This is a genomic window from Vibrio sp. T3Y01 (genome assembly GCF_013114525.1).
GTDB lineage: Bacteria > Pseudomonadota > Gammaproteobacteria > Enterobacterales > Vibrionaceae > Vibrio > Vibrio chagasii_B.
In genome coordinates this window covers 90,054-112,918 of sequence record NZ_VTXJ01000014.1, presented here as the reverse complement: position 1 = coordinate 112,918, position 22,865 = coordinate 90,054, and the positions used below count along the sequence as shown (strand labels likewise).

Genomic DNA, 22,865 nt, shown 5'->3' with positions numbered 1-22,865 from the left:
TTGTTGAGTTATTTTTGCTTGTAAGTGGTTATTGCTATTGACTAATTTGAAAACTTGATTAATACACGTGCGCTAATGAGTTGATTATCAATAGTATGACTACTAAATTTATTGTAAGAAATTGCCATTGAACACAATGGGAGTGGGCCCGTGTTTTGGCGTATTCTGGTAGAAGTGGGAACGTGGATATGGGAAACATAAACCTAAATATACTAGGCTTGGCTAGTGGAAGCGTCGTGCTCGATGCTCAAGGTCAAGTCAGACGTTTGTCTCCTGGTGAGCAACCCGCCGCCGGTGATGTCATCATCAATCTTGGTACAAACCAGAACAGCGTGCCAGACGTCTCAGCACGATTTGTAGGTAGCCAAAACCAACAAGTAGACCTCGATATTGACGATGCGGTCGCTCAAGTCCAGCAAGCTATCGAGCAAGGCTTCGATCCAACGGAACTGGGAGAAAAGTTCGATACTGCTGCAGGTGAGGAGGGATCGAGCCTTACCAACAGCGGTAGGATTGAACGAACGGGCGCAGAAACGTTAGCAGAAACTAATTTTGAAACTGACGGTTTTGAATCTCAGGGATTGTCTGAGACTCAGAGTGTCGCTCTTTTTGATATTATCGCGTTAGTGCTCGTATCCGGTGAGACCGACGTTATCGAGTTTGAGCAGGATGAGCCTATTGAAACTGGGGGAGCGATAACCAGCGATAATCCAGACGTTACCTTTGTGGGCAAAGAGGTTGACGGGGATAATGGGCTTGGAACTTTCATTATTAATGAAGACGGGACTTGGACTTTTACTGCTAACAGTCCCTTCGATGAGCTCGCTGACGGTGAGCAGATTCAAGACACAACGACTGTGCAAACCTCTGATGGTCAAGAACAAGTCATTACAGTCACCATCATCGGTACTGATGATGCGGCTGTGGCAACTGATGATTCTGGAAGTGTAACCGAAGATATCAATGTAGATGAAGTCACAAACCAATTGGTCACTTCTGGGCAAGTGGTGGTGACGGATATAGATAGTGATATTCCTACCTTTTTGCCTAACGGCGATTTCAACCTTGAAGGCTCAACAAACGACTCACAGATTGGCGTTTTAACTATTGACCCTGATGGTGCTTGGACCTACGTCGTTAATAACGATGACGTGCAATACCTAGATGACGGCGAATCTGTTACTGAGGTTTATACCGTTACGGCCAGCGACGGCACCACAGGTGAAGTGACCATTACAATAAATGGTGCGGATGACCCATCTGAAATAACGGTAGGTGAAGGGGATTCGGACACCGGAGAGGTGACTGAGGACGTTGAGGTTGATCTAGAGAGCAATAATCTGACTACTTCTGGCACACTGACTATCACCGATGTTGATGCCAATGATGTCGCAGCTTTCCAACCAAACGGAATTTTTACCCCAGAAGGTTCAACGAATGAAACCGCATTGGGGATGTTGACCATCACTGACGATGGTGAATGGACCTACATTGTTAACAATGATGATGTTCAGTACTTAGATGACGACGAGTTTGTTACTGAGGTTTACATCGTAACAGCAATAGACGGCACAACCAGTGAAGTGACCATCACTATAAACGGTGCGGATGACCCATCGGAAATCACTGTAGGTGAAGGGGATTCGGACACCGGAGAGGTGACTGAGGATGTTGAGGTTGATCTAGAGAGCAATAATCTGACTACTTCTGGCACACTGACTATCACCGATGTTGATGCCAATGATGTCGCAGCTTTCCAACCAAACGGTATTTTTACCCCAGAAGGTTCAACGAATGAAACCGCATTGGGGATGTTGACCATCACTGACGATGGTGAATGGACCTACGTTGTTAATAATGATGATGTTCAGTACTTAGATGATGACGAGTTTGTTACTGAGGTTTACACCGTGACAGCAATAGACGGTACAACCAGTGAAGTGACCATCACTATAAACGGTGCGGATGACCCATCGGAAATCACTGTAGGTGAAGGGGATTCGGATACCGGAGAGGTAACAGAGGATCTTAATGTAAACACCGAAACTAATGAGTTAATGGCATCTGGTACATTGACTATTACTGATGTCGATACCAGCGATAACCCGGCGTTTAAGCCAAACGGAGTGTTTACACCAGTAGGGTCAACGTATTCACTTGCTCTAGGCATGTTGACTATCACACCAGAGGGAGCCTGGAGTTATGTTGTCGATAACAATGCTGTCCAATACTTAGGGGACGATGACACCGTAATCGAAAGGTATGTTGTTACCGCGACCGATGGTGTTGAACATGTTATTGAAATTACAATTAATGGTGTGAACGATGCGCCTGAAGCAACCAGTTTTACTGTCGTCAATGATGATGACGCCGTGATACCAATTCTGTTCGATTCTGAAGATGGTGGTATACCTGACTACATTTCAGATGTGGAAGATGATCATAATGACATAGCTTTACATGTTCGTATTCAGACACTGCCAACCAGTGGCACATTGCTATATACCGATGAAAATGGCGTTACTAGAGAGATTGTGCAGTCTGATGTGGATAATGAAGTATTGTTTATTCCAAACAACATTAGCTTCGTTGCCGGGCCTGGTCAGCCATTTGAAATGGGCTTTAGTGGCGAGCCGGAGGATATGCCAGCGCTCGTTGATGGATTTTACAATTGGGGGGTAGAGGTTTCCCCGACAGAGAGGCTGATTACATTAGAAAATGGCAACACGATTACTCTATCGATTGAGGACAACAACGATAAACCTCTGAAGCAATACCAAGGAGAGCAGCCTCATGTTGGCTTTGGTATTGGTGATACCGATGGTAGAGGTATGAACAAACAGGAAACCTTGATCCTCGATTTTTCAAATAACCCACTAGAGGTCGTTGACTTTGGTTTAGACGGTTTGGGTGGTGCGTTTAACACCAATAGTAACGTTTATGTGGAAGTTCTTTATACTTTCGCTGACGGTACAACACACACAGAGCAGTATCAAAAAGACCCTGGCGACACTGGGAACAGTCAAATTCTTTATGATTTTAGTTACTCCTCACCAAGTAACCCCATCGTGGGCATGGAGCTTTCGTCGACAGGGGGAAGTTGGGAGCTACGCTATGTACAAGGTAATGAAGCGGTTACCGATGACCCACAATTTGACTATGTTGCTGTTGATTCAACGGGTACCGAAAGTAGCGTAGAAACAGTGACCGTTGATATTGAAGAGCCACAACAATATAACGTGATAAGTGCAGCGAGTAACGAGCCCTTATTCGCGGGTTCTGGTAATGACTTACTGATTGGTGACAGTGACGATAACATTTTCACCTGGTTAGATTCAGCGCTTGATAATGGTACGGATATCATCAAAGATTTTGAGCTGTATACGAATGGTTCAGGTGATTTGATAGATCTCAATGATCTGCTAGAAGACCCACAAGATGAAACTCAAATGGCTGAGCTACTGGGTATGATTGAGGTTAATGTTGATGGGGATGATATTGCGTTGTCAATCCCAATCAATGATGGAGGTGATTCTCAAACTATTGTTGTAGAGGGGATTGCAACAGAAGTGGCCGCATCGGTTGACTTAGGTAATGATCTCGCAGTGCTGGGAGAGCTCATTAAAAATGATGCGGCCTGATATGTCGGGCCATGGTGCCAGCGTTTAGTCTAATCATAGCCCCCAATATTGGGGGCTTTTTTGTGGGAGAACACTGCCGGTAAAGAGTGAATCCCAGGCAAAAAAAAGCCCAAACCAACGTGGTTTGGGCGGATACAAGTATAGGAGTTAATAAGGAAAATGCAGTAATTAAGAAAGCAGGGAGAACAACAAGTTTGACGGCCTGTTAAACTTCTAAATACTCTGTTTTCTACGTAATTTATGACTCCCCATTTCTAATTCAGTTCCCAGAAAATTCATTAAATTTTACTTTTTTCTTAAACATCCCGCGATTCAATCGGTTAGTGGCGATATTTTTTAACTGGTACGACCAATTTGTGAAAATGTGATGTTGCTTGCTTGTTAAATAAATGTTCTCGTCGTATATTTCAAACAGTTGTTTAATACGAGTGATTGAAATGGCACCAAGAAGTACAACCAAAGACAAAATCTTAGACGTAGCTGAAGGCTTGTTTGCTGAGCATGGCTTTAATGACACCTCTTTACGCACCATTACGGGCAAAGCGAACGTCAACCTAGCTTCGGTGAACTACCACTTTGGCGACAAGAAAACTCTGGTTCGTGCGGTACTCAATCGCTACCTAGAAGCATTCATGCCTGCGCTGCAAGATGCACTAGTGAACTTAAACTTGAACGAAACGTATTCTATGAGTGACGTGTTTGAGTCTTTGAGACAGCCATTAAGAGCACTGAATGATGTAAGGCCAAATGGTACTAGCAGATTCATGTTACTTATCGGCAGAGGCTACACGGACGTACAGGGGCATTTGCGTTGGTTCATTACGACTCGTTACAGCGAAGTACTCACTTTGTTTACTAGCTCAGTAATGAAGGCTAACCCGAACCTCACCAAAGAACAGTTATTTTGGCGATTGCACTTCACCCTAGGAACTTGTGTATTCACCATGGCTTCCAGTCAAGCTCTCGTAGAAATTGCAGAGAATGATTACGGGAAGAAAATAGATGCCAAAGCAGTGGTCGATATTTTAATTCCATACTTGGCCGCTGGCATGTCAGCAGAAGAATAAAACAATAAAAAGCGAATAAATTCACAACCAATATAGTGAACAAAAGGATCTGAACTATGAGCTCTCTAAGACAAAAATGGGTAAGTGACCCAGCTTTTAAACTCTTTAAAAAAGTACTACCACCACTATCTAGCACTGAAAAAGAAGCGATGGAAGCGGGTAGCGTGTGGTGGGACGGAGAGCTGTTTTCTGGTAAGCCAGACTTCACTAAGCTGCACCAATACCCGAAACCTCAACTTTCATCAGAAGAGCAGTCTTTTATGGACAATGAGCTAGAAACCTTGCTTTCTATGCTTGATGACCATCAGATTGTGAAAGAAGATCGAGATCTTCCGAAAGAAGTTTGGAATTTCTTACGCAAAGAACGCTTCTTTTCTTTGATTATTTCTAAAGAGTACGGCGGTCGTGAATTTTCAGCACACGCAAACTCAACGATTGTTACTAAGATCGCAACTCGTAGTATCAGTGCCGCGGTTTCTGTAATGGTTCCTAACTCTCTTGGCCCTGGTGAGCTTTTATCTCACTATGGTACTCAAGAACAGAAAGATTACTGGCTACCACGTCTTGCTGACGGTACAGATATCCCATGTTTCGCACTAACTGGCCCAGAAGCGGGTTCTGATGCAGGCGGTATTCCTGATGTTGGTACTGTATGTATGGGGATGCACGAAGGTAAAGAGACACTGGGTATCAAGCTTAACTGGAACAAGCGTTACATCACGCTAGCACCAGTCGCAACAGTACTTGGCCTAGCATTCAAACTGCACGATCCAGAAAAGCTATTGGGTGATAAAGAAGATATCGGCATCACGTGTGCGCTTATTCCAGCAGATCATGAAGGTGTTGTGATTGGTGAGCGTCATGACCCACTAGGCCTGGCGTTTATGAACGGTCCAACACGCGGCCACGACGTATTCATTCCTATGGAATGGCTAATCGGTGGCGCAGATTACGCAGGTAAAGGCTGGCGTATGCTGGTGGAGTGTCTATCTGCGGGTCGTGGTATCTCATTACCAGCATTAGGTACGGCAATGGGCCACCTAACGGCAAGAACAACAGGTGCATACGCATACGTTCGTAAGCAGTTTGGCATGTCGATTGGTAAGTTTGAGGGTGTTGCAGAGAGCTTAGGTCGCATTGGTGGTTTAACGTATCTACTAGAAGCGACACGAACTCTAACGACGACATCGCTTGATATGAAAGAGAAACCGGGCATCGTAACGGCTATCGCGAAATACCACATGACAGAGATGGCACGTACCATTCTGAATGATTCAATGGATATTCACTCTGGTCGTGCAATTCAAGATGGTCCGATGAACTACTTGGCTGCGCCTTACCTAGGTATCCCAGTTGCAATCACAGTAGAAGGTGCAAACATCCTGACTCGTAACCTGATGATCTTTGGTCAAGGTGCGACACGTTGTCATCCATACGTATTGAGCGAGATGGAAGCGGCAGCTAATCCAGATGAGAAGCAAGGCGCGAAAGACTTCGATGACTTGTTATTCAAGCATATTGGTCACGCAACTAAGAACACATTTGGCGCGTTCGGTGCAGCATTGACTGGCTCTAAGTTTATTAAAGCGGACATGAGTGGTCCAACTAAGCCTTACTACCAAGACCTGACTCGTCTGAGCCGTGCATTAGCGGTAAGTGCAGACTTCGCGATGCTAACTCTAGGTGGTGAACTGAAACGTAAAGAGCTTATCTCTGCACGTTTAGGTGATGGTCTGAGTTACCTATACATGGCTTCAGCTGCGCTTAAGAAGTATGAAGACGAAGGTCGTCAACAAGCAGACTTAGACTATGTACACTACGCGGTTCAGCACTGTTTCCACCATGCTGCAAAGGCACTACAAGAGGCGTACCGTAACTTCCCGAATAAGGTGGTTGGTAAGGTACTTAAAGGTCTAATATTCCCTGTGGGCAACCACTTCGAGAAACCAAGCGATGATCTGACAGTCCAGTTGGCTGAAAGCTTGATGACTCCGGGTGCACACCGTGAACGCCTGACTCACCTTTGCTACATCGGTCAGGAAGAAGACGATAGCGTTGGCTTGATGGAAAATGCGTTCAATGCGATGTACAGCATCAAACCACTTGAACGTAAGATCTTTAAAGCGGTTAAAGAGGGCAAAGTAGCACGTAAAGGTCTACTGCAAGACAAACTTGCTCAAGCACTGGCAGCAGACGTACTGACTCAAGACGAAGTTGACCAAATCATTGCAGCAGACAAACTACGCTACGCTGCAATCCAAGTTGACCACTTCAGTCACGATTACAGTGAAACTTTGACGCGAAAAGAGTTAAAACCTAAGCTAAATAGCGTTGCTTAGATTAAGAAATGATAAAAGGCACCTTAAAAGGTGCCTTTTTTTGTTTTTGTCGTAGAAGTCGCAATAGACGCGTTAACAAATGGTGACTTAGTCAGCAAATATTTACTGAGTGCTCCAACCACTTGCATTTTCACCACATTTTTACAGAAATTAGATGCCATTTGCGTACGAAACTTTTATCCTTAACCTGATTTTTTAAGGAAGTTGAATATGATCATCAAACCTCGAATTCGCGGATTCATCTGTACTACAACACATCCAGTCGGTTGTGAAGCTAATGTAAAAGAACAAATTGCTTACACAAAAGCTCAAGGCCCAATCGCAAACGCACCTAAACGTGTACTAGTTGTTGGCTCTTCAAGTGGCTACGGCTTGTCTTCACGTATTGCGGCTGCATTTGGTGGCGGCGCTTCAACTATCGGTGTTTTCTTTGAGAAAGCCGGTACTGAGAAAAAGCCTGGCACAGCTGGTTTCTACAACTCAGCAGCGTTCGACAAGTTTGCTAAAGAAGAAGGCCTATATTCAAAAAGCCTGAATGGCGATGCTTTCTCTAACGAAGCGAAACAAAAAACAATTGACCTGATCAAAGAAGATCTAGGCCAAATCGATATGGTTGTATACTCACTGGCGTCTCCAGTACGTAAAATGCCAGAGACTGGCGAAGTAATTCGTTCATCTCTAAAGCCTATCGGTGAAACGTACACGTCAACTGCGGTTGATACGAACAAAGACACAATCATCGAAGCAAGCGTAGAGCCTGCAACTGAAGAAGAGATCAAAGACACTGTAACTGTAATGGGCGGTGAAGATTGGGAACTTTGGATCAACGCTCTTTCTGAAGCTGGTGTACTAGCTGACGGTTGTAAGACGGTAGCTTACAGCTACATCGGTACTGAACTAACGTGGCCAATCTACTGGGATGGCGCACTAGGTAAAGCTAAGATGGATCTAGACCGTGCAGCGACAGCGCTGAATGAGAAGCTAGGCCAAACTGGCGGTACTGCAAACGTTGCTGTTCTTAAGTCTGTTGTGACTCAAGCAAGCTCTGCAATCCCTGTTATGCCTCTTTACATCGCTATGGTGTTCAAGAAGATGCGTGAAGAAGGTATTCACGAAGGTTGTATGGAACAGATCTTCCGTATGTTCAGCCAGCGTCTATACAAAGAAGACGGTAGCGCTCCAGAAGTTGATGACGTAAACCGTCTACGTCTGGATGATCTAGAACTGCGTGACGACATTCAAGAACACTGTCGTAACCTATGGCCTCAAATCACAACTGAAAACCTAAAAGAGCTGACTGACTACGTTGAGTACAAAGAAGAGTTCTTGAAGCTATTCGGTTTCGGTGTTGAAGGTGTTGATTACGAAGCTGACGTTAACCCAGCTGTTGAATTTGATGTAGCTGACATCTAATTCAAATTATCGAATCTAAACGAATAGGCGCTCATTGAGCGCCTATTTTTTTGTCTGCTATTTGATTAAAGAGATTAAGAGCAGATACGGGATACGAAAAGATTAAGAGCGGATTCGGGATGCGAGTGGCGGGATGAGAAGAGATTAAATAGCAGATGTGGGATTCGAGTGGCGGGATGTGAAGAGGTTAAGAGCAGATACGGGATGCGAGTGGCGAGATACGAAAAGATTTAAGAGCAGAGACGAGTGGCGAGATTCGAGATGCGAAGAGAGCTAAGAGTAGGAGCGGGGAAGGAGGCTTGAAGTGCTAAAAACAAGCAATAAAAAATGCACTAACCCAGATGAATTAGTGCATTAGAAATGAATCGTTTAGCGATGTGTCGCTAGCTGATAATGATGATGAATGTACCAGCTAAGGTCATCAAGATGTTTGCTATTGCGTAAGTGCCCGCGTAACCCAGTGCTGGAATTGTTGAACGAGCGTGGTCATTTACGATGTCCATTGCAGGAGCACAGGTTCGTGCACCGATGATGGCACCAAACAACAGTGCACGGTTCATTTTCAATATGTACGCGCCCACTAAGTAAGCGAAGAATACCGGGATTACACTGACGATCAGAGCAATACCAATGACCTGAGGGCCAACTTGGGTCAGGTGCTCGAATATTTTTCCACCAGCGCTTAAGCCGATACCGACCATAAAGAACATCAAACCGAGGTCTTTGACCATGTTCAATGCCCCCTGAGGTACATAACCAAAGGTAGGGTGGTTCGCTCGTAAGAAGCCAAGCATGATACCGGATAGCAGTAGGCCAACCGCGTTACCTAAACCAAATGAAACCTGGCCAAATGTCATCGTGATCAAACCAAATAGAATGCCCAAGATAAAGAAGCTACAGAACGCCATTAGATCCGCCATTTGGCTGTGGATCGAGATGAAACCAATTTTCTCTGCTAGGCCGTGAACACGACTCTTTTCACCACTTACCTGCAGTACATCACCTTTAGAAAGCACGATGTTTAAGTCCATCGGCATTTCAATCTGAGCTCTTACTACGCGGTTTAGGAAACAACCATATTCAGACAGGTTTAAGTCTGATAAGCGTTTACCTGCGATACTGTCACTTTTAACGACGATCTCTTCTTCCACGATACGTAGGTCAAGAAGGTTACGGTCGAAAACCTCTTTGCCATTACGGAAACTTGGGTCTAGGCGCGCGTGGCTATCCGGGAAACCAACCAATGCGATCTCGTCGCCTTCTTGCAAAATGGCATCACCATCTGGGTGTGCAAGAATGCCATTACGGCGAATACGTTCGATGTAACAGCCTGTTTGGCGATAGATACCCAACTCACGCAGGTTTTTACCGTCAGTCCAAGAGATAAGTTCTGGTCCCACACGATAAGCACGAATAATTGGCAGGTAAACCTTGCGCTGGCCCGAAGCGCCTAAGCCTCGTTCTTGCGCAATTTGCTCTGCTGAGTCGTGCAGATTTACTTTCTGAAGTTTTGGAATCAGACGAGCAAACATAATCATACTGATTAAGCCAACTAGGTAAGCCATCGCGTAGCCGACCGATAGGTTTTCGATAATCAGGCTTAAATCCATGTTCCTAGGCACTTCAGCAAGCCCTGAGTTGAGTGCGTCCTGCGCACCTACCAAGATTGGTGTCGCCGTTAGTGCACCAGCCATCATGCCGGCAGAAAGTCCGAAACTAAGGCCTAAGTACTCGCTGCAGAAGTAGGTAAGCGCAATAGCTGTGGAGAGCACCACTAAACTTAAAATAAGGTAGTGTTTGCCATCTCGGAAAAAGATACCAAAGAAGTTCGGTCCCGCTTCAATACCCACACAGTAGATGAATAGCATAAAGCCAATCGTTAGGGCATCTGCGTTAAATGAGAAACCTAGGTGACCCATCACAAGAGAAGTAATCAGGACACCTATTGAGTTGCCAAGCTGGAGGCTACCAAAGCGAATTTTACCAATGGCTAAACCAATCGATAAAACAACAAAGATGAGGAGAATGGGGTTTTGTTCTAGCAGAAAAACAACGTCGATATTCACAGTGGTCGCTCAATAATAGGCGTGAAAAACAGGGTAAGTTTGAAATGTGGATTGTATCTAAATATAAATAAATTATAAGTGATATTTTCCCTTTTTACTTGATTTTGACCAGATTCTTATATCGCATGAAAACTGGCTATAAAAAAAGCCCGCTTTAATAAGCGGGCTTAATAGAAATCTTACAGTCTGACACTAAAAATGTTCAGCTGATTATGGGCTTAGCCCAAGGTTTGAAATCTAAATTAGTCGAAAAGACCTAGGTTTTCTTTTGCGTATGCTTCAAATTCTGTGCAGCCGCCGATGTGGTCTTGGTCGATGAAGATTTGTGGCACAGTTTCAACTGGCTTACCAACAGTCTTCTCTAGGTCTGCTTTGCTGATGCCTTCAGCGTGAATGTCAACATAACGGTAGTTGAAGTCATCACGTTTTGCTTTAAGAGTTTCTGCGTGCTCTTTTGCACGAACACAGAATGGGCAAGCTGGGCGACCAAAAATAACTACAAACATTTCATTTCTCCTAAATACGGGATGAGGCTCGTTAACCGAAAATACGTCAACTATTCTTAATTGAACAAGACTCAAAAATTCTTGAATCCAACTATGCCCTAATGCCCTAGGGAAATAAAGATGGAATTACCTCTTAATACAATAGGTTTTGCCTATCAGAACAAATAATCGTCATAATAAGGATCCATGCTGGTTTTTGATAGGTATCTAGATTGAGTACCCTTAGAAGTAGAGTGTGAATTACCCCTAAGAAACCGACTTTTATCTATCTTTAGCGCGACAAGTTGCACCGCGTCAAAAAAATTGCGATTAGAACGAGGCATCTTATTACAGATACGCGGAAATAAAGAGTTCGAGTGACACGCGGGTCAATACTACTTGTTCGCTCTCTTTTTCCCTATTCGACGCTTGTAAGCATAAGCGTCTTACGAATCGATTTTAAATCAAGCTTGAGATACAAAGATACATTCCAACAACCAAGAGTTCGCAGTTTTGTTTGGTCATAGGCGCAGGAGGCACCATGTTTCAATTTATGACATCTACAAAGATCATCTTTGGTGATGGAGCACTTTCCGCTTCATTGTCTCTCTTCAACCAATACGGTTACAGCGTACTGTTGGTGACAGGTAGCACATTAGAGCGCACATCCATTGTCACCGATTATCTAGATGCTCAAAGCATGCGCTATCAACACATCGCAGTTACTGGCGAGCCTAATATCAAAATGGTCGAAGAGGCCGCGATATCTGCACGACGATTTAAGCCAGACATGGTGATTGCTATGGGCGGCGGCAGTGCGATAGATATGGGGAAAGCGTTAGCAGCCGTACTACCTAACCAAGGCAACCTCTATGACTATGTTGAAGTGGTTGGACGTAATGTGCCTCTCAAAACCAAGCCACTGCCTTTTGTTGCCATTCCCACCACTGCGAGTACTGGTGCTGAAGTCACCAAGAACGCAGTGCTTAAATCAGGGCAAGACCAAGTAAAGATAAGCTTAAGAAGCCCAGACATGCTGGCTGACGTAGCGATTGTCGACCCAACTTTGACTTATGGTACTAACCTATACTTGTCAGGGCGCGGCGCAATGGATGCCTTTACTCACTTGATGGAAGCTTATGTATGCGGAGACCCAAACCCATTGACGGATATGATCTGTGAAGAAGGGTTGCGTAAGCTCAGTGGTTCCGTGGTGCAAGCGTGTGTTTATGATGAACCGCAAGCACGCTCTGATCTGGCATTCGCTTCCATGCTTGGTGGTATGGCAATCACCAACGCCAAGCTAGGTGCTGCGCATGGTTTAGCGTCTGCATTGGGCGGAAAGATATCGGCTCCACACAGCGTGATTACTGCTCGGTTAGCCCCATTTGTGATGCTAGAGAATATTGAGGTCGCGAGGGAGCATCAAAGAAGCGATATTTTAGAGCGCTATCAAAGGATTGCTCAAATAGTCACGGGCAAAGCACAAGCCTCGGCAGAGGATGCCATTCAGTGGTTATCAGAAGTACTCGATACGCTTAAGCTACCAAGTCTATTAGAGTTTGGTGTTTGTGAAGCGCAATTCGAAGAGGTATCGGCTGATGCACTTAAGTCGGTTGCTATTAAAGGGAATCCATTGCCATTGAATCAAGAGCGTTTGATTCATATTCTGCAGCAGGTTTGCGAGAAGTGCGATTGTGGCGAGCGCAGAGGCTCCGAGGCGTTGAAGCACCAAGATGAAGAGTCTTCAATGGTGGAGTCGAGTTTCACGATCATCAACTCTTATGCCTCAGAGAATAGTGTGGTGGAGAAGGGGAACAGCTGGACCATTTAATAGTATTGGTAAATGGCCATGACACTATTGAAGACGTAGATAAAGAAAAACGGAGCACTTGGCTCCGTTTTTTAATTCTAATCTTTGGGGTTAGAACTGAGAGTATTTCTCGTAGCGTGAATCACGAAGTGACTCTTTGACACGCTTTAGATTTTCTCTGAAACCTGAGCCACGACGCAATGTAAAGCCAGTTGCTAATACATCGATAACCGTCATTTGCACAACGCGGCTTGCCATTGGCATGTAAACGTCAGTATCTTCTGGCACATCCAATGAGATAGACAGTGAGCTTGCCTTATCAAGTGGAGAGTCTTTCGCTGTGATAGCGATAACTGTCGCGCCGTTTTCGCGAGCTAGGTTCGCAATCTCAACTTGGCTCTTCGTGCGGCCTGTGTGAGAGATAAGAACGATAACGTCGTTATCGCTGCAGTTAATGCAGCTCATGCGTTGCATCACGATGTCTTCAAAACACGTGATTGGGATATTAAAACGAATAAACTTGTTTTGAGCGTCTTTCGCTACGGCAGAAGAGGCACCTAGTCCGAAGAACGAAATGCGTTTTGCTTGAGTCAACAAGTCAACCGCACGGTTCACTTGCATCGCATCTAGACTGTTTTTAGCAACGTCTAGACATGCCATAGTTGATTCAAAGATTTTGTGCGTATAAGCATCTGGACCATCATCTTCTTCAACATTACGGTTCACATAAGGTGTACCGTTCGCCAAGCTTTGAGCTAGGTGAAGTTTAAAGTCAGGAAAGCCCTTTGTGTCTAAACGACGACAGAAGCGGTTAACTGTAGGCTCACTTACGTCAGCCATTTTAGCTAAGGTAGCAATGCTAGAATGGATTGCAGTTTGAGGGGAAGCCATAATTACTTCGGCTACTTTACGCTCAGACTTGCTGAAATTTTCCAGGTTTTTTTGTATTTTTTCTAATGTATTCATAGTGTTCACAAGGGTATAGAGAACAACTTGCTAGTTAATATCTTTTTACCAGGGGGTATGGCTGAAACAAATTTCAGTAAACACAGTACCAACGCAGTGTTGGGTGTTGTAATTACTGCTGTATCAAATAGATATCAAGCTAACTAGCACCATAGAGTCAGTATAAACCCAACATACTATTTACTAATACAAAAACACGGGATGAATGCTTAAGAATATGACAGGCCTCAACAAAATTTTAGAAAAGTACAGAATTGGAAGAGGCTTTGAGCAAAAAGAATGCGATTTGAGTATGAACTGACAGCTAAGTTACATCAAAAAGAAATAAATTTTCAATTTGATGCAACTAAAATTGAATGGCTATGCGTTTATTTGCGTAACCAGTTTGGTGATCTTACCCATCAAGTTAGGAGCAAGTTTAGAGATTTCACGCTGCTCTTCAAGTACAGAAGAAAGAATCTCGTTGCCCGTTAAGGGATTAGCAAGTACTACGCGGAAAACGATGATTGGCTGATGAGCCCACGCTTCAGGGTTTAGGCGAGTACGAGATACAAACGATTTGCCTGTTTCACGCTGTTTCTTCTGGATAAACTTAGTCAGTTCGTTCAGAAGTTCGTTCAACTCTACACGCTGTTCAGGAGCTGCTTTAAGCAGGGCTGCTTTTACCACTTCAGGAACGTAGCGGTAGGTCAGTAAGCAAAGCTCTGGTTCAGATACCAGTTCGAAATCACTTTGTTCTTTGATTAGGTCGGCAAAGTAGCGTGCTTTGTTGATGCTTTGATCGATCAGCAGTTCATAGCCTGGACGGCTGATGATGTGCATTGCAGCATAAACCAGCATCGCCATACCTGAACGAGAACCTTCTAAGGTATGGCTACCTAAGTCTTTCGATCCTTTACGCAGAATGTATTGCGCGTGGTGTTCAATGGCTGTCATCGCATCTGGTTTTTTAAATAGAACCATGCCAGCACCCATAGGGATGTAAAGCTGTTTGTGAGCATCGATAGTGACCGAATCAGCCAGCTCAATACCATCTAAAAGGTGACGGTGATTATTCGACATCAAGGTCGCACCACCCCAAGCTGCATCGACGTGGAAATGACAGTCAGACTCGGCACATACCTCTGCAATATCTCTTAGTGGGTCGATATTACCGGTTTCCGTTGTACCTGCGACGCCGATAACGGCGAAAGGCTTAATTTTGTTCTGCTTGAGCTGCTCGATCTTCAGTCGTAGGTCGTCAGTACAGATGCGATTGTCGTTATCTGTTTTAACTGATACAAGACCTTCCTGACCAATACCCAGTACGTCAGCGGCTTTTTTCAGGGAGTAGTGACCACGTTCAGAGACTAAGATGGCTAGACCTTCGTAGTCGTAGTGTTTCATGGCTTTGAATAAGCCTTCTTTCTCGACACCTTTGAACGAGCCCTGTGCTTTTAGTGCATTGTTACGTGCGACCCAAAGCGCAGTAATGTTCGCGATAGTACCACCAGAGCAAAACGCCCCTAATGAGTGATTTGCACTGTGCATCCAACGAGAATAGAACGCGTCATCATCTTGATAGATTAAGCGATGAAGCATACCTAGAACTTGACGTTCTAAAGGAGTGAAAGCTTTTGAAGTCTCGATTTTTACTAGGTTCTGATTCAGCGCAATCATGATTTTAGAAAGCGGCATCAAGAAGTAAGGCAGGGCAGACGTCATGTGACCAATGAAGCTTGGTGAAGACGTATGAACCGAGTGCGATACAAGAGAATCGAGGAGATGCTCAGTATGTTCAGAAACAAACTCAGGCTGCTCTGGGATATGAGCATTTGAAAAATCTTTCTCAATTTCACGCAGTGGCTTTTCTTCAGCCACGATATGTTCACGTAAGAATTGATTCAGGTTTCGTGAAAGTTTGTCTTCAATTTGAGTGAGTGTTGAATCTGGGCCTTCAGGTACCGTGAAGATACGTAGAAGACTGTCGAAGCTAACATCTGCTGTTTTTTGTTCCGTAACCATAGCAAGCGAGTTATTTTTCTAATATTGACGCGAGCGGGACAATCTAAACGAAAACGGGAACAATGTCCCGTCTTAATTATGAAATCCAACTTCTCATAAAAGCCTATTAAATGAGGGGTTACTTACATTTAATCGCTTCAAGTTCAGCAATAGACGTGTTGTAACGCTGCAGTGCTGTATCGATCTGTTTAGGGTGGCTAAGTAGCTCTGCAAACGCAGAACGCAGCTCGTAGTTTTGAGCGTGAGGCTTTGATTGACGGTCGTCGAACGTCGTTTTTGCTACCTTGCCTAGTTCATCATCGCGCTGTGATAGCGTTTTAATGTCATGTTGCTCAAGTTGCAGCCAACCTTCAACAGGTTGCTCTGTAGCTACTTTGCTTGAGTCGTTTACCAAGTAGTAGTGTACCGCTGCACGATTTAGCTCGAAGTGGTGCTTACGGCCTTCAAGGAACCACTCGCTGACTTCTGTTAGCTCTGGGTATTGTTCAGAGGTGAGTTCAGCAAGATCGGCGTACCAATTTAGAGAAGCGTCGATGTAAGCATCGTATTTTTTCGCTTGGCACTGGTTTGTTTCAGACATTGAATCTGCTGCAAAAGAGAAAGTAGAAGTTGAAGCTAGCAGTAATGCGACGCAAAGGCGTTTCATAGCGGGTCCTTTTGTAAGTTTATTCTTGTTATTACTTTGTCGTTACAGGTTACCGTGATCATTCTTTGTTGAGCAATGACACTTAGTGTCTTTTTATTTGGGTAACTGTATCGGTATCTTGGGCGTTGGTATTCGAGATGCATTCTAATCTAAATCGATCGCTATTCCTGCGATCTAGTTAGCAAGAGATACAAAGAACAACATCAAAATGGGCACGAGTAGACTCAATATAAATCCACTAACAATCGCGATCGGCACACAGCGGACGCCGCCTGTTGTTTGAATAACAGGCAAAGTGAAGTCCATGGCGGTAGCTCCTGCATAACCAATAGACGTACATGGATAGCTACGAATGAGCACTGGAATCAGGACTAAGGCAACAAGCTCTCTCAGTAGCTCAAGCATGAATGACGCTCCGCCGTAAACCGGACCAAATGCATCGCCCATTAGGATTCCAGCCAAAGAGTACCAACCAAAACCAGAAGACATGGCTAGCGCTTTAAACAGAGGGATATCCAACAAGTAAGCCGCTATCACGCCGCCTAACATAGAGGTGATAATTATCGTGACAGCGATGACCATGCCATGCTTGTTGAGCAAGATTTGTCTAAGGGTTAAACCACTGTTACGCAGTTGGATGCCGATGAAGAACAGAAGAACGAATAGGATCCATTCGCTGGCAGTGTCAACCCAATCTAGGCCGATAGGCAGAACGAGTCCTGCGATAAGACCAGAGCCGACAACCAAAATGAGCTTGGCAGATTCCATTGCCATAGAAGACAGAGGGAGCTTCTTTTGGCTGCTGTCTGTTTTTAGCGGCAGTATTTTGTCTATAGCGGGCAATGCCATCAGGTTACATACACTCAAGCAGACAAAGAAAGTGACCGTATAAAGAAGGATTGTCTGTAGGTTGCTACCAAGATTATCAAGCGCGGCAAGGCTTAATCCCATCAGCGCCAGAATTACATAGATCAAGCGCGATGTAGAGCGGTTGATGAATTCTAGCGTTTGGGTGTTTGAAATTGAAAATAGATACCCCACAACAAGTGGAGCAAATATGAAGATCATCCCTGTAAACATGCTTTCCTCTATTGCAATTACTTCAACTTTTTCTATGACTTAGAAGCCACTAGCGTTGATCACGTCGTTTAGCTTTGCATTAAAATCATGTTTACTCAAGTTGCTTAGATTATAAAGCACTTCTGCACCTGTCACGTTGAGCTCAACTTCGTGATCATCGATGTTTTCATCCTTGTTTCTGAACATCAGTAGGTGGTTAGCAATGCGTGCGATATCTAAGTAAGAAACTTCACGTTCTTCTTGTTTATTGATGGTGTTGCTGCACACGTCAATGAAGTCGCTGTCGAAGCCCCAACGCTTGAGTACTAGCTTGCTGGTAGCTGAACATTGACCTTGGAAAATCTGCAGAGCAATATCGTGGTCGAGGTAGTTACCGTTCTCAAGGTATAGGTGGTATTCGCTTACTAAGCAGAACAGCCCAATATCGGCTAACAAACCAACTAGCAAAGACTTCTCATGTTCAAGGTAGCGATATTCAGCAGGCGCGATCTCTTTAAAGCCATTGGTCACCAGTACCATGGTTGCGCCTAACTCTTTTGATACAGAAGCGCTTTGAATCAATAGCTGGTTACACTCTTTACTTAAATCAACAGAGTGCTTGAGCTGCTCGATCGCTTGTGCTGTCACGATGTCACGAACTCGCAATATGCCCAGGCGTGAAACGGCCGTCATAATGTCGACACAGGTAATGTTGCGCCTGTTAAAGACGACAGAGTTAGCCACTCGAATGACTATGGCGGTAAGGCCTGGGTCTTCAAGTAAGCACTCGGCAACCTCGGCTATCCCAGTCGATTCAAGGGTACAAAGTTTTTGGATTTTAAGTACAACGTTAGGGATAGGAGGAAGGGTTATTTTTCCCGCTGAGATGGAATGTCCAACAAGTTGGGCAAATTCTGATTCTAGGCCCTTAAGAAGAAGTGCCTTGTTTTGTGGTAGCCAGAAAAACGATAAATGATTCATATAAAAAGTAAAAACATGTATGTCCTACCATTTTACAAGCCACAATGCTGCGAGGCAATACTGATCGGTCCACACGAGCTTTTAAATATTGAACCGGTGTATCATCAAGCGTCAAAATTCAATCACGGAATGATAGCTTTGTGTGATGTTAATCATGAAAAAGCGTAATACACAATTGATTGATGTGAACTAAGTCCAGACTTATTTTTCTTTTCGAAGTATCATTTATTTAAAGGTGAAAAACGCAACTATAATATTCACCTAAACAATAAAAATAGATTTAAAAAATTTTTCGCATAAAAAGCTGCTTGTCTGGTGATCAACCTAATCGGGGTAATTTGATTAAGGATCAACGGATATGACCGAGACAGCATTTATTAATTACGTGAATCAATTTGGTGAGCATCAAAAACGTTCTATGTTCGGAGGTATTGGCCTCTTTCAAAATGACGCTATGTTTGCCTTATTGAGTGAAGGTTGTTTATTCATTAGAGGTGGCAAGTCATTAGATAAAAAACTGGCAGATCTTGATTGTGAAAAGTATCGCCATGTGAAAAAACAGACAACAGCAACCGTAAACTACTACGACATTACTGATCTGTTCACATGCGAACATCCTGAATTGGATAGCATTATTCGTACTTCTATCGATAATTCAATTCAGCAGCGCAGCTTCAAGAAGTCATCTGCTAGCCGTAGATTAAGAGATCTTCCTAACATGCAGCTTACGTTAGAGCGCATGGTGAAAAAGGCGGGTGTCGATGATGTTTCTATGTTTATGCAGTTAGGCGCACCAGAAGTATTTAATAAGGTTCGCAAAGCGTACGGAAACGATGTTGACCTAAAACTACTTTGGAAATTTGCGGGTGCGATTGATGGTATCCATTGGAAACTATTACAAGAACCACGCAAGCAGCAATTATTAAAGAGCTGCCACTAAAGAAGTCGTCCTTATATGCTTGAAATTACAGTTTATAAATAAAAACCGAGGAATAAATCCTCGGTTTTTTTGTTTCTGTCTCGACTAAAGAGACTGAGTCTTCTCTTAGAACCCGAAGGTTCGAACTCGTCAGCTAAGTATTAGTACTTGAAGCGAGCTGTGAACATTAGCTGATCACCGTAGAAGTCGTTGATACGAGCTTCAGCGCCGATAGAGAATAGCTCTGTAGAGTGGAAACGTGCGTAAACAGAACCGATCCAATCATCGTTGTCATCGATAGAAACGTAACCACCTTTACCACCAACTTCTAGTTGTGGACCAAGCCATTGGCGAACACCAATGTTCACTTCCATGCCGATATCAGTAGAGCTTGTGTGTTCAGGTTGAACGATGCGCGCTAGCATTTCACCTGTTAAGTCAGCCCAGTTGTTGATTGGAGCGTGGAAGCCAAGACCAACAGCAGAGTCGAAATCACTTTCAAATTCTGAATCAATGCGCGCAATCGCGTGAGCATTTGGGTGGATAGACTTACTGAACGCGCCACCAAATGTAACAGGGCTAGCACCGATACGTGCTTCAAAGTAATCGTAGCTGAAGTTGCTCATTACTTGTGGTTGTTCTTCGACAGCTAGCGCTTGGCTCGAAGCCAACAGCATAGCGGTAGTAAGTAGTATTTTGCGCATAACGACCGTAAACCTTTATTAGTGTTAATTCCTTTGGCTTGAGAGAAATCGACAAACCATAAACATCGAGACAGTTTAATCTAACTCACGGAAAAGTAATCCATTAAAATGTAAATCCTTAATCATTTAGTTAAAAAATAAACAAATTAAGGGTCAGTCTGCTACGGAGATCTCATGTTTTAGAGCAAATAAGAAAACGAGATGAGTAAATCATCCAAATTTTATATGTATCCATTGGCGCCTTATATTGACTGCTGTTTATCTCATTGCCCTTCAAACGTTAATTGTTAACGTTATTCTCCAAAGCTTGTGCGCTTGTCTGCCATCGAGGTAAGGATGCGCTCTGTATCAAGAATGGAAGTCCAATTCAGTAGCTGTTTATCGTTGGCAATTACGTAATCGGTTAGCTGCTGAGTAATGGTATCTCTGAGCTGATCACCTTGCCAAGGTTTCGAAATATAGAAATCGAGTGCCGCGTTATTAATGGCGGTTACTGTATCTTCCAGTCCGGCTTGCCCAGTGAGTAGTAGCTTGCGTGTTGGCTTTGTAGATTCGTGCTGGTTAAGTTCGATAAGAAAATCGATCCCTGTTTTTTCAGGCATGATGTGGTCGCACAAGATCAGAGCGAGCTGAATACCATCTTGTCCCATCTCTTTAATCACTTGCTTGGCTTCATCCACTGATTCTGCACCCTCGACGATGAAGTTATCTTCGAATGTGGCCAAGTCTTGAAGCACACTGTTGAGCACTTCTGGTTCATCATCAACGCATAAAATTAGGTACTTATTCATGAGGTGCTCCTTCTTGTTTGAATGGAAGCCACACTTGCATGTGCGTATGGCTGCCTACCTCAGACTCAACCAAAATAAACCCTTGATGAGCCGAAACAATTTGTTGAGAAATGGACAACCCAATCCCTAAGCCGAAGTTGCCCTCTTTTTTAGTCGTAAAGTTTGGGTTGAAAATAGAGTTGATGTATTCCTGCGCGATTCCAATGCCGGTGTCTGATATCTGTACTACTAGAAACGTTTGATTGTCTTTAGTTTGTTGGGAGGTGGTAATAGACACCTCGCCACGCTCTGATAGGGCATCAAGTGCATTGGAGAGAAGGTTGGTCCACACTTGTTGCAATGCAAGCGGCTGGCAAAGTAAAGCGGGTAAATTGGCGTCGTAGTGCTTTTCAAGTTGATGATGTTTCAACCTGTTTTCGAAAATCACCAAGGTATCTTCGAGCCCTTCATGGATATCGGCGTAGTGGCGAACCTCTTCATCTTCACGAGCATAGCTCTTTAGGCTTTTCACCATATCGGCAATGCGTTTGCTACACACTTGAATGGAACGGATAGAATTTCCAACATAGTGGTAATGCTCTAAGTCATTGAGTAGCTCTCTACCAGCGATAGGTGAGTCTTTCAGGGTCTCTAAAACCTTAGCATCTTGGCTTAAATTCAATCTAACCGCTTTTTTGGCGAGAGCACGGTCATCGATCGTTGATGTAAGGTGTTTTACCAGTTGCCTTTCTTGTGAAGTCGAAAGCGGTTTGGCTAATTTTGAACACGCTAACACCTCTGTTCCTTTATTAGATTCGGGAACAGCGAGGTTCTCGAGTATTTGGTCTAGATGCTCTGATAGCGTTTCAATACTTCTCATAATTGCCGCTATGGGGTTATTAAGCTCATGCGCGACACCAGCGACAAGTTGCCCAAGCATAGCCATCTTCTCTTTTTCAATTAATTGCTGGTGTGCGGACTCCAATGATTCGAGCGTTTGTTGCAACTTGATTTTATTGGTGATGCTGCGCTGTAAGCGTCGATTGAAATGCCGGAGTAATAGATTAGTGAACAGAGGAAGTAGGGTATTGTTGGAATGCATCACTTGAGCAAAACTCTCTTTGTCGAGCTTGATCACTCGTGTCTGGGTAAGGGTGAGCCCAGTAGAGAACGAAGGTTCGCCTGTCACAAATGACATCCCGCCGACTATGTTGCCTTTAGAGTGACGCACGACCTCTCGCTGCTGTCCTAATTCATCTTTCTTGTAGAGAGCGACTTCACCCTCAATGATCAACCACAAGAAGCGATTATCTTCTCCTTCAACCGTTAACAAATGCTCTGGTGAGTAATCGCGAATCGCTCTGGTCTTGTCATCTTTAGAGAAGACCTCTTGCAAGGCATTGAAGACACGTTCAGCGAGCGCATTGTCTGAGAGCTGGTGGTAATCGTGAATAAAACCTGATTGAAAAGATTGAATCTTTTGTTCTATGTGTGCTCTTAATAAGCGCTGTTGATCTAACGCATCACTATAAGACAACAGGTTTTCAGAGTCGTATTGGATAACAAAAGACGTCAGCTCCTTTTGAGCCGACTTGAAGAGAACCTTATCCTGAACCGGTTTCGTTAGGCAGTGGTTCAGCCTACCTTCGTTTACTGCCGTTAGAATGGATTGAATGTCTGACGACGCGCTGACCAAAATGGTTCTAGCAGTATTACTATGAGGAAGCTGTTCAAGTTCAATAAGAAACTGCACGCCATTAAATTCAGAGTGATGGTGAGTTATCACCAAAGCGACCGTTTGGTGGTTGTCATGGATGTCTTCCAATGCGTGGTGTGCATCTTCGATGTTCTCGGCAGTATAGATATCGAAAACACCAGACAACGGAGCCAACTCCGTACGTATCCTCTCAATGCTGATCGGATTATTGTCCAAACAGATAACAGCGTATTGATTCACAGTTTACCCTTAGTAGTAGCGACGCTTCTAGCCTA

General features: G+C 44.1%; 15 protein-coding genes and 1 pseudogene. 6 read left to right on the top strand and 10 right to left on the bottom strand.

The window, feature by feature from the left end; all coding sequences use genetic code 11:
- Positions 1-188 precede the first annotated feature (188 nt).
- The 4 genes from F0232_RS15980 to fabV all read left to right on the top strand — a co-directional run bounded on the left by F0232_RS15980 (position 189) and on the right by fabV (position 8,460).
- On the top strand, positions 189-3,641 hold the full coding sequence (locus F0232_RS15980) for a VCBS domain-containing protein (RefSeq protein ID WP_105059328.1): 3,453 nt from the start codon (positions 189-191) through the stop codon (positions 3,639-3,641).
- 437 nt (positions 3,642-4,078) lie between these two features.
- Positions 4,079-4,708 (top strand): TetR/AcrR family transcriptional regulator, encoded by a 630-nt coding sequence (locus F0232_RS15975; RefSeq protein WP_061031656.1) that lies wholly within the window; start codon positions 4,079-4,081, stop codon positions 4,706-4,708.
- 56 nt (positions 4,709-4,764) lie between these two features.
- The gene (locus tag F0232_RS15970; protein ID WP_061031655.1) at positions 4,765-7,047 is read left to right on the top strand and encodes an acyl-CoA dehydrogenase; all 2,283 of its coding nucleotides are present in this window, start codon (positions 4,765-4,767) and stop codon (positions 7,045-7,047) included.
- A 210-nt stretch (positions 7,048-7,257) separates the two neighbouring features.
- Positions 7,258-8,460, top strand: coding sequence for an enoyl-ACP reductase FabV (gene fabV / locus F0232_RS15965; RefSeq protein ID WP_061031654.1), 1,203 nt, complete (start codon positions 7,258-7,260; stop codon positions 8,458-8,460).
- Positions 8,461-8,843: 383 nt separating this feature from the next.
- Here the strand turns inward: fabV and F0232_RS15960 are convergent, their stop codons facing one another.
- A complete protein-coding gene (locus tag F0232_RS15960) occupies positions 8,844-10,526 on the bottom strand; it encodes an aspartate:alanine antiporter (protein ID WP_008222852.1) in 1,683 nt (560 codons plus the stop codon).
- 242 nt (positions 10,527-10,768) lie between these two features.
- Positions 10,769-11,032: a GrxA family glutaredoxin gene (locus tag F0232_RS15955; RefSeq protein ID WP_004741562.1), complete on the bottom strand. Its 264-nt coding sequence runs from the start codon at positions 11,030-11,032 to the stop codon at positions 10,769-10,771.
- A 520-nt stretch (positions 11,033-11,552) separates the two neighbouring features.
- Here F0232_RS15955 and F0232_RS15950 point away from each other — a divergent pair.
- Positions 11,553-12,698 (top strand): annotated as a pseudogene (locus tag F0232_RS15950) (iron-containing alcohol dehydrogenase); the annotation flags it as partial.
- Between the two features lie 237 nt (positions 12,699-12,935).
- On the opposite strand, the gene F0232_RS15945 reads toward F0232_RS15950, so the two are convergent.
- The 5 genes from F0232_RS15945 to F0232_RS15925 form a co-directional block, all read right to left on the bottom strand.
- Positions 12,936-13,790 (bottom strand): MurR/RpiR family transcriptional regulator, encoded by an 855-nt coding sequence (locus F0232_RS15945; protein WP_004734686.1) that lies wholly within the window; start codon positions 13,788-13,790, stop codon positions 12,936-12,938.
- A 360-nt stretch (positions 13,791-14,150) separates the two neighbouring features.
- Positions 14,151-15,794: a pyridoxal-dependent aspartate 1-decarboxylase PanP gene (gene panP / locus F0232_RS15940; protein ID WP_008224390.1), complete on the bottom strand. Its 1,644-nt coding sequence runs from the start codon at positions 15,792-15,794 to the stop codon at positions 14,151-14,153.
- Positions 15,795-15,912: 118 nt separating this feature from the next.
- Complete coding sequence (locus F0232_RS15935; protein WP_008224391.1) at positions 15,913-16,440, bottom strand: hypothetical protein; 528 nt, start codon at positions 16,438-16,440, stop codon at positions 15,913-15,915.
- 174 nt (positions 16,441-16,614) lie between these two features.
- On the bottom strand, positions 16,615-17,520 hold the full coding sequence (locus tag F0232_RS15930) for a lysine exporter LysO family protein (protein ID WP_061031651.1): 906 nt from the start codon (positions 17,518-17,520) through the stop codon (positions 16,615-16,617).
- A 39-nt stretch (positions 17,521-17,559) separates the two neighbouring features.
- Positions 17,560-18,480 carry an HDOD domain-containing protein gene (locus tag F0232_RS15925; RefSeq protein ID WP_105059330.1) on the bottom strand — a complete coding sequence of 307 codons (921 nt, stop codon included), beginning with the start codon at positions 18,478-18,480 and terminating at the stop codon, positions 17,560-17,562.
- A gap of 358 nt (positions 18,481-18,838) precedes the next feature.
- Between F0232_RS15925 and F0232_RS15920 the strand changes: the two genes are divergently transcribed.
- Complete coding sequence (locus tag F0232_RS15920) at positions 18,839-19,420, top strand: TfoX/Sxy family DNA transformation protein (protein WP_004741568.1); 582 nt, start codon at positions 18,839-18,841, stop codon at positions 19,418-19,420.
- Positions 19,421-19,560: 140 nt separating this feature from the next.
- Here F0232_RS15920 and F0232_RS15915 read toward each other — a convergent pair whose 3' ends face one another.
- The 3 genes from F0232_RS15915 to F0232_RS15905 form a co-directional block, all read right to left on the bottom strand.
- Positions 19,561-20,103: a hypothetical protein gene (locus tag F0232_RS15915; protein WP_004741569.1), complete on the bottom strand. Its 543-nt coding sequence runs from the start codon at positions 20,101-20,103 to the stop codon at positions 19,561-19,563.
- 293 nt (positions 20,104-20,396) lie between these two features.
- Positions 20,397-20,894: a response regulator gene (locus tag F0232_RS15910; RefSeq protein WP_061031648.1), complete on the bottom strand. Its 498-nt coding sequence runs from the start codon at positions 20,892-20,894 to the stop codon at positions 20,397-20,399.
- The gene (locus F0232_RS15905) at positions 20,887-22,830 is read right to left on the bottom strand and encodes an ATP-binding protein (protein WP_105059331.1); all 1,944 of its coding nucleotides are present in this window, start codon (positions 22,828-22,830) and stop codon (positions 20,887-20,889) included. Before F0232_RS15905 ends, F0232_RS15910 begins: the two co-directional genes overlap by 8 nt.
- Positions 22,831-22,865 lie beyond the last annotated feature (35 nt).

Excerpts from the sequence above, each read along its gene's own strand:
- F0232_RS15945 (WP_004734686.1), bottom strand. The coding sequence starts at position 13,790 with ATGAATACATTAGAAAAAATACAAAAAAACCTGGAAAATTTCAGCAAG.
- F0232_RS15935 (WP_008224391.1), bottom strand. The coding sequence starts at position 16,440 with ATGAAACGCCTTTGCGTCGCATTACTGCTAGCTTCAACTTCTACTTTC.
- fabV (WP_061031654.1), top strand. The coding sequence starts at position 7,258 with ATGATCATCAAACCTCGAATTCGCGGATTCATCTGTACTACAACACAT.
- F0232_RS15920 (WP_004741568.1), top strand. The coding sequence starts at position 18,839 with ATGACCGAGACAGCATTTATTAATTACGTGAATCAATTTGGTGAGCAT.
- F0232_RS15910 (WP_061031648.1), bottom strand. The coding sequence starts at position 20,894 with ATGAATAAGTACCTAATTTTATGCGTTGATGATGAACCAGAAGTGCTC.
- F0232_RS15955 (WP_004741562.1), bottom strand. The coding sequence starts at position 11,032 with ATGTTTGTAGTTATTTTTGGTCGCCCAGCTTGCCCATTCTGTGTTCGT.
- panP (WP_008224390.1), bottom strand. The coding sequence starts at position 15,794 with ATGGTTACGGAACAAAAAACAGCAGATGTTAGCTTCGACAGTCTTCTA.
- F0232_RS15980 (WP_105059328.1), top strand. The coding sequence starts at position 189 with ATGGGAAACATAAACCTAAATATACTAGGCTTGGCTAGTGGAAGCGTC.
- F0232_RS15930 (WP_061031651.1), bottom strand. The coding sequence starts at position 17,520 with ATGTTTACAGGGATGATCTTCATATTTGCTCCACTTGTTGTGGGGTAT.
- F0232_RS15915 (WP_004741569.1), bottom strand. The coding sequence starts at position 20,103 with ATGCGCAAAATACTACTTACTACCGCTATGCTGTTGGCTTCGAGCCAA.
- F0232_RS15925 (WP_105059330.1), bottom strand. The coding sequence starts at position 18,480 with ATGAATCATTTATCGTTTTTCTGGCTACCACAAAACAAGGCACTTCTT.
- F0232_RS15970 (WP_061031655.1), top strand. The coding sequence starts at position 4,765 with ATGAGCTCTCTAAGACAAAAATGGGTAAGTGACCCAGCTTTTAAACTC.
- F0232_RS15975 (WP_061031656.1), top strand. The coding sequence starts at position 4,079 with ATGGCACCAAGAAGTACAACCAAAGACAAAATCTTAGACGTAGCTGAA.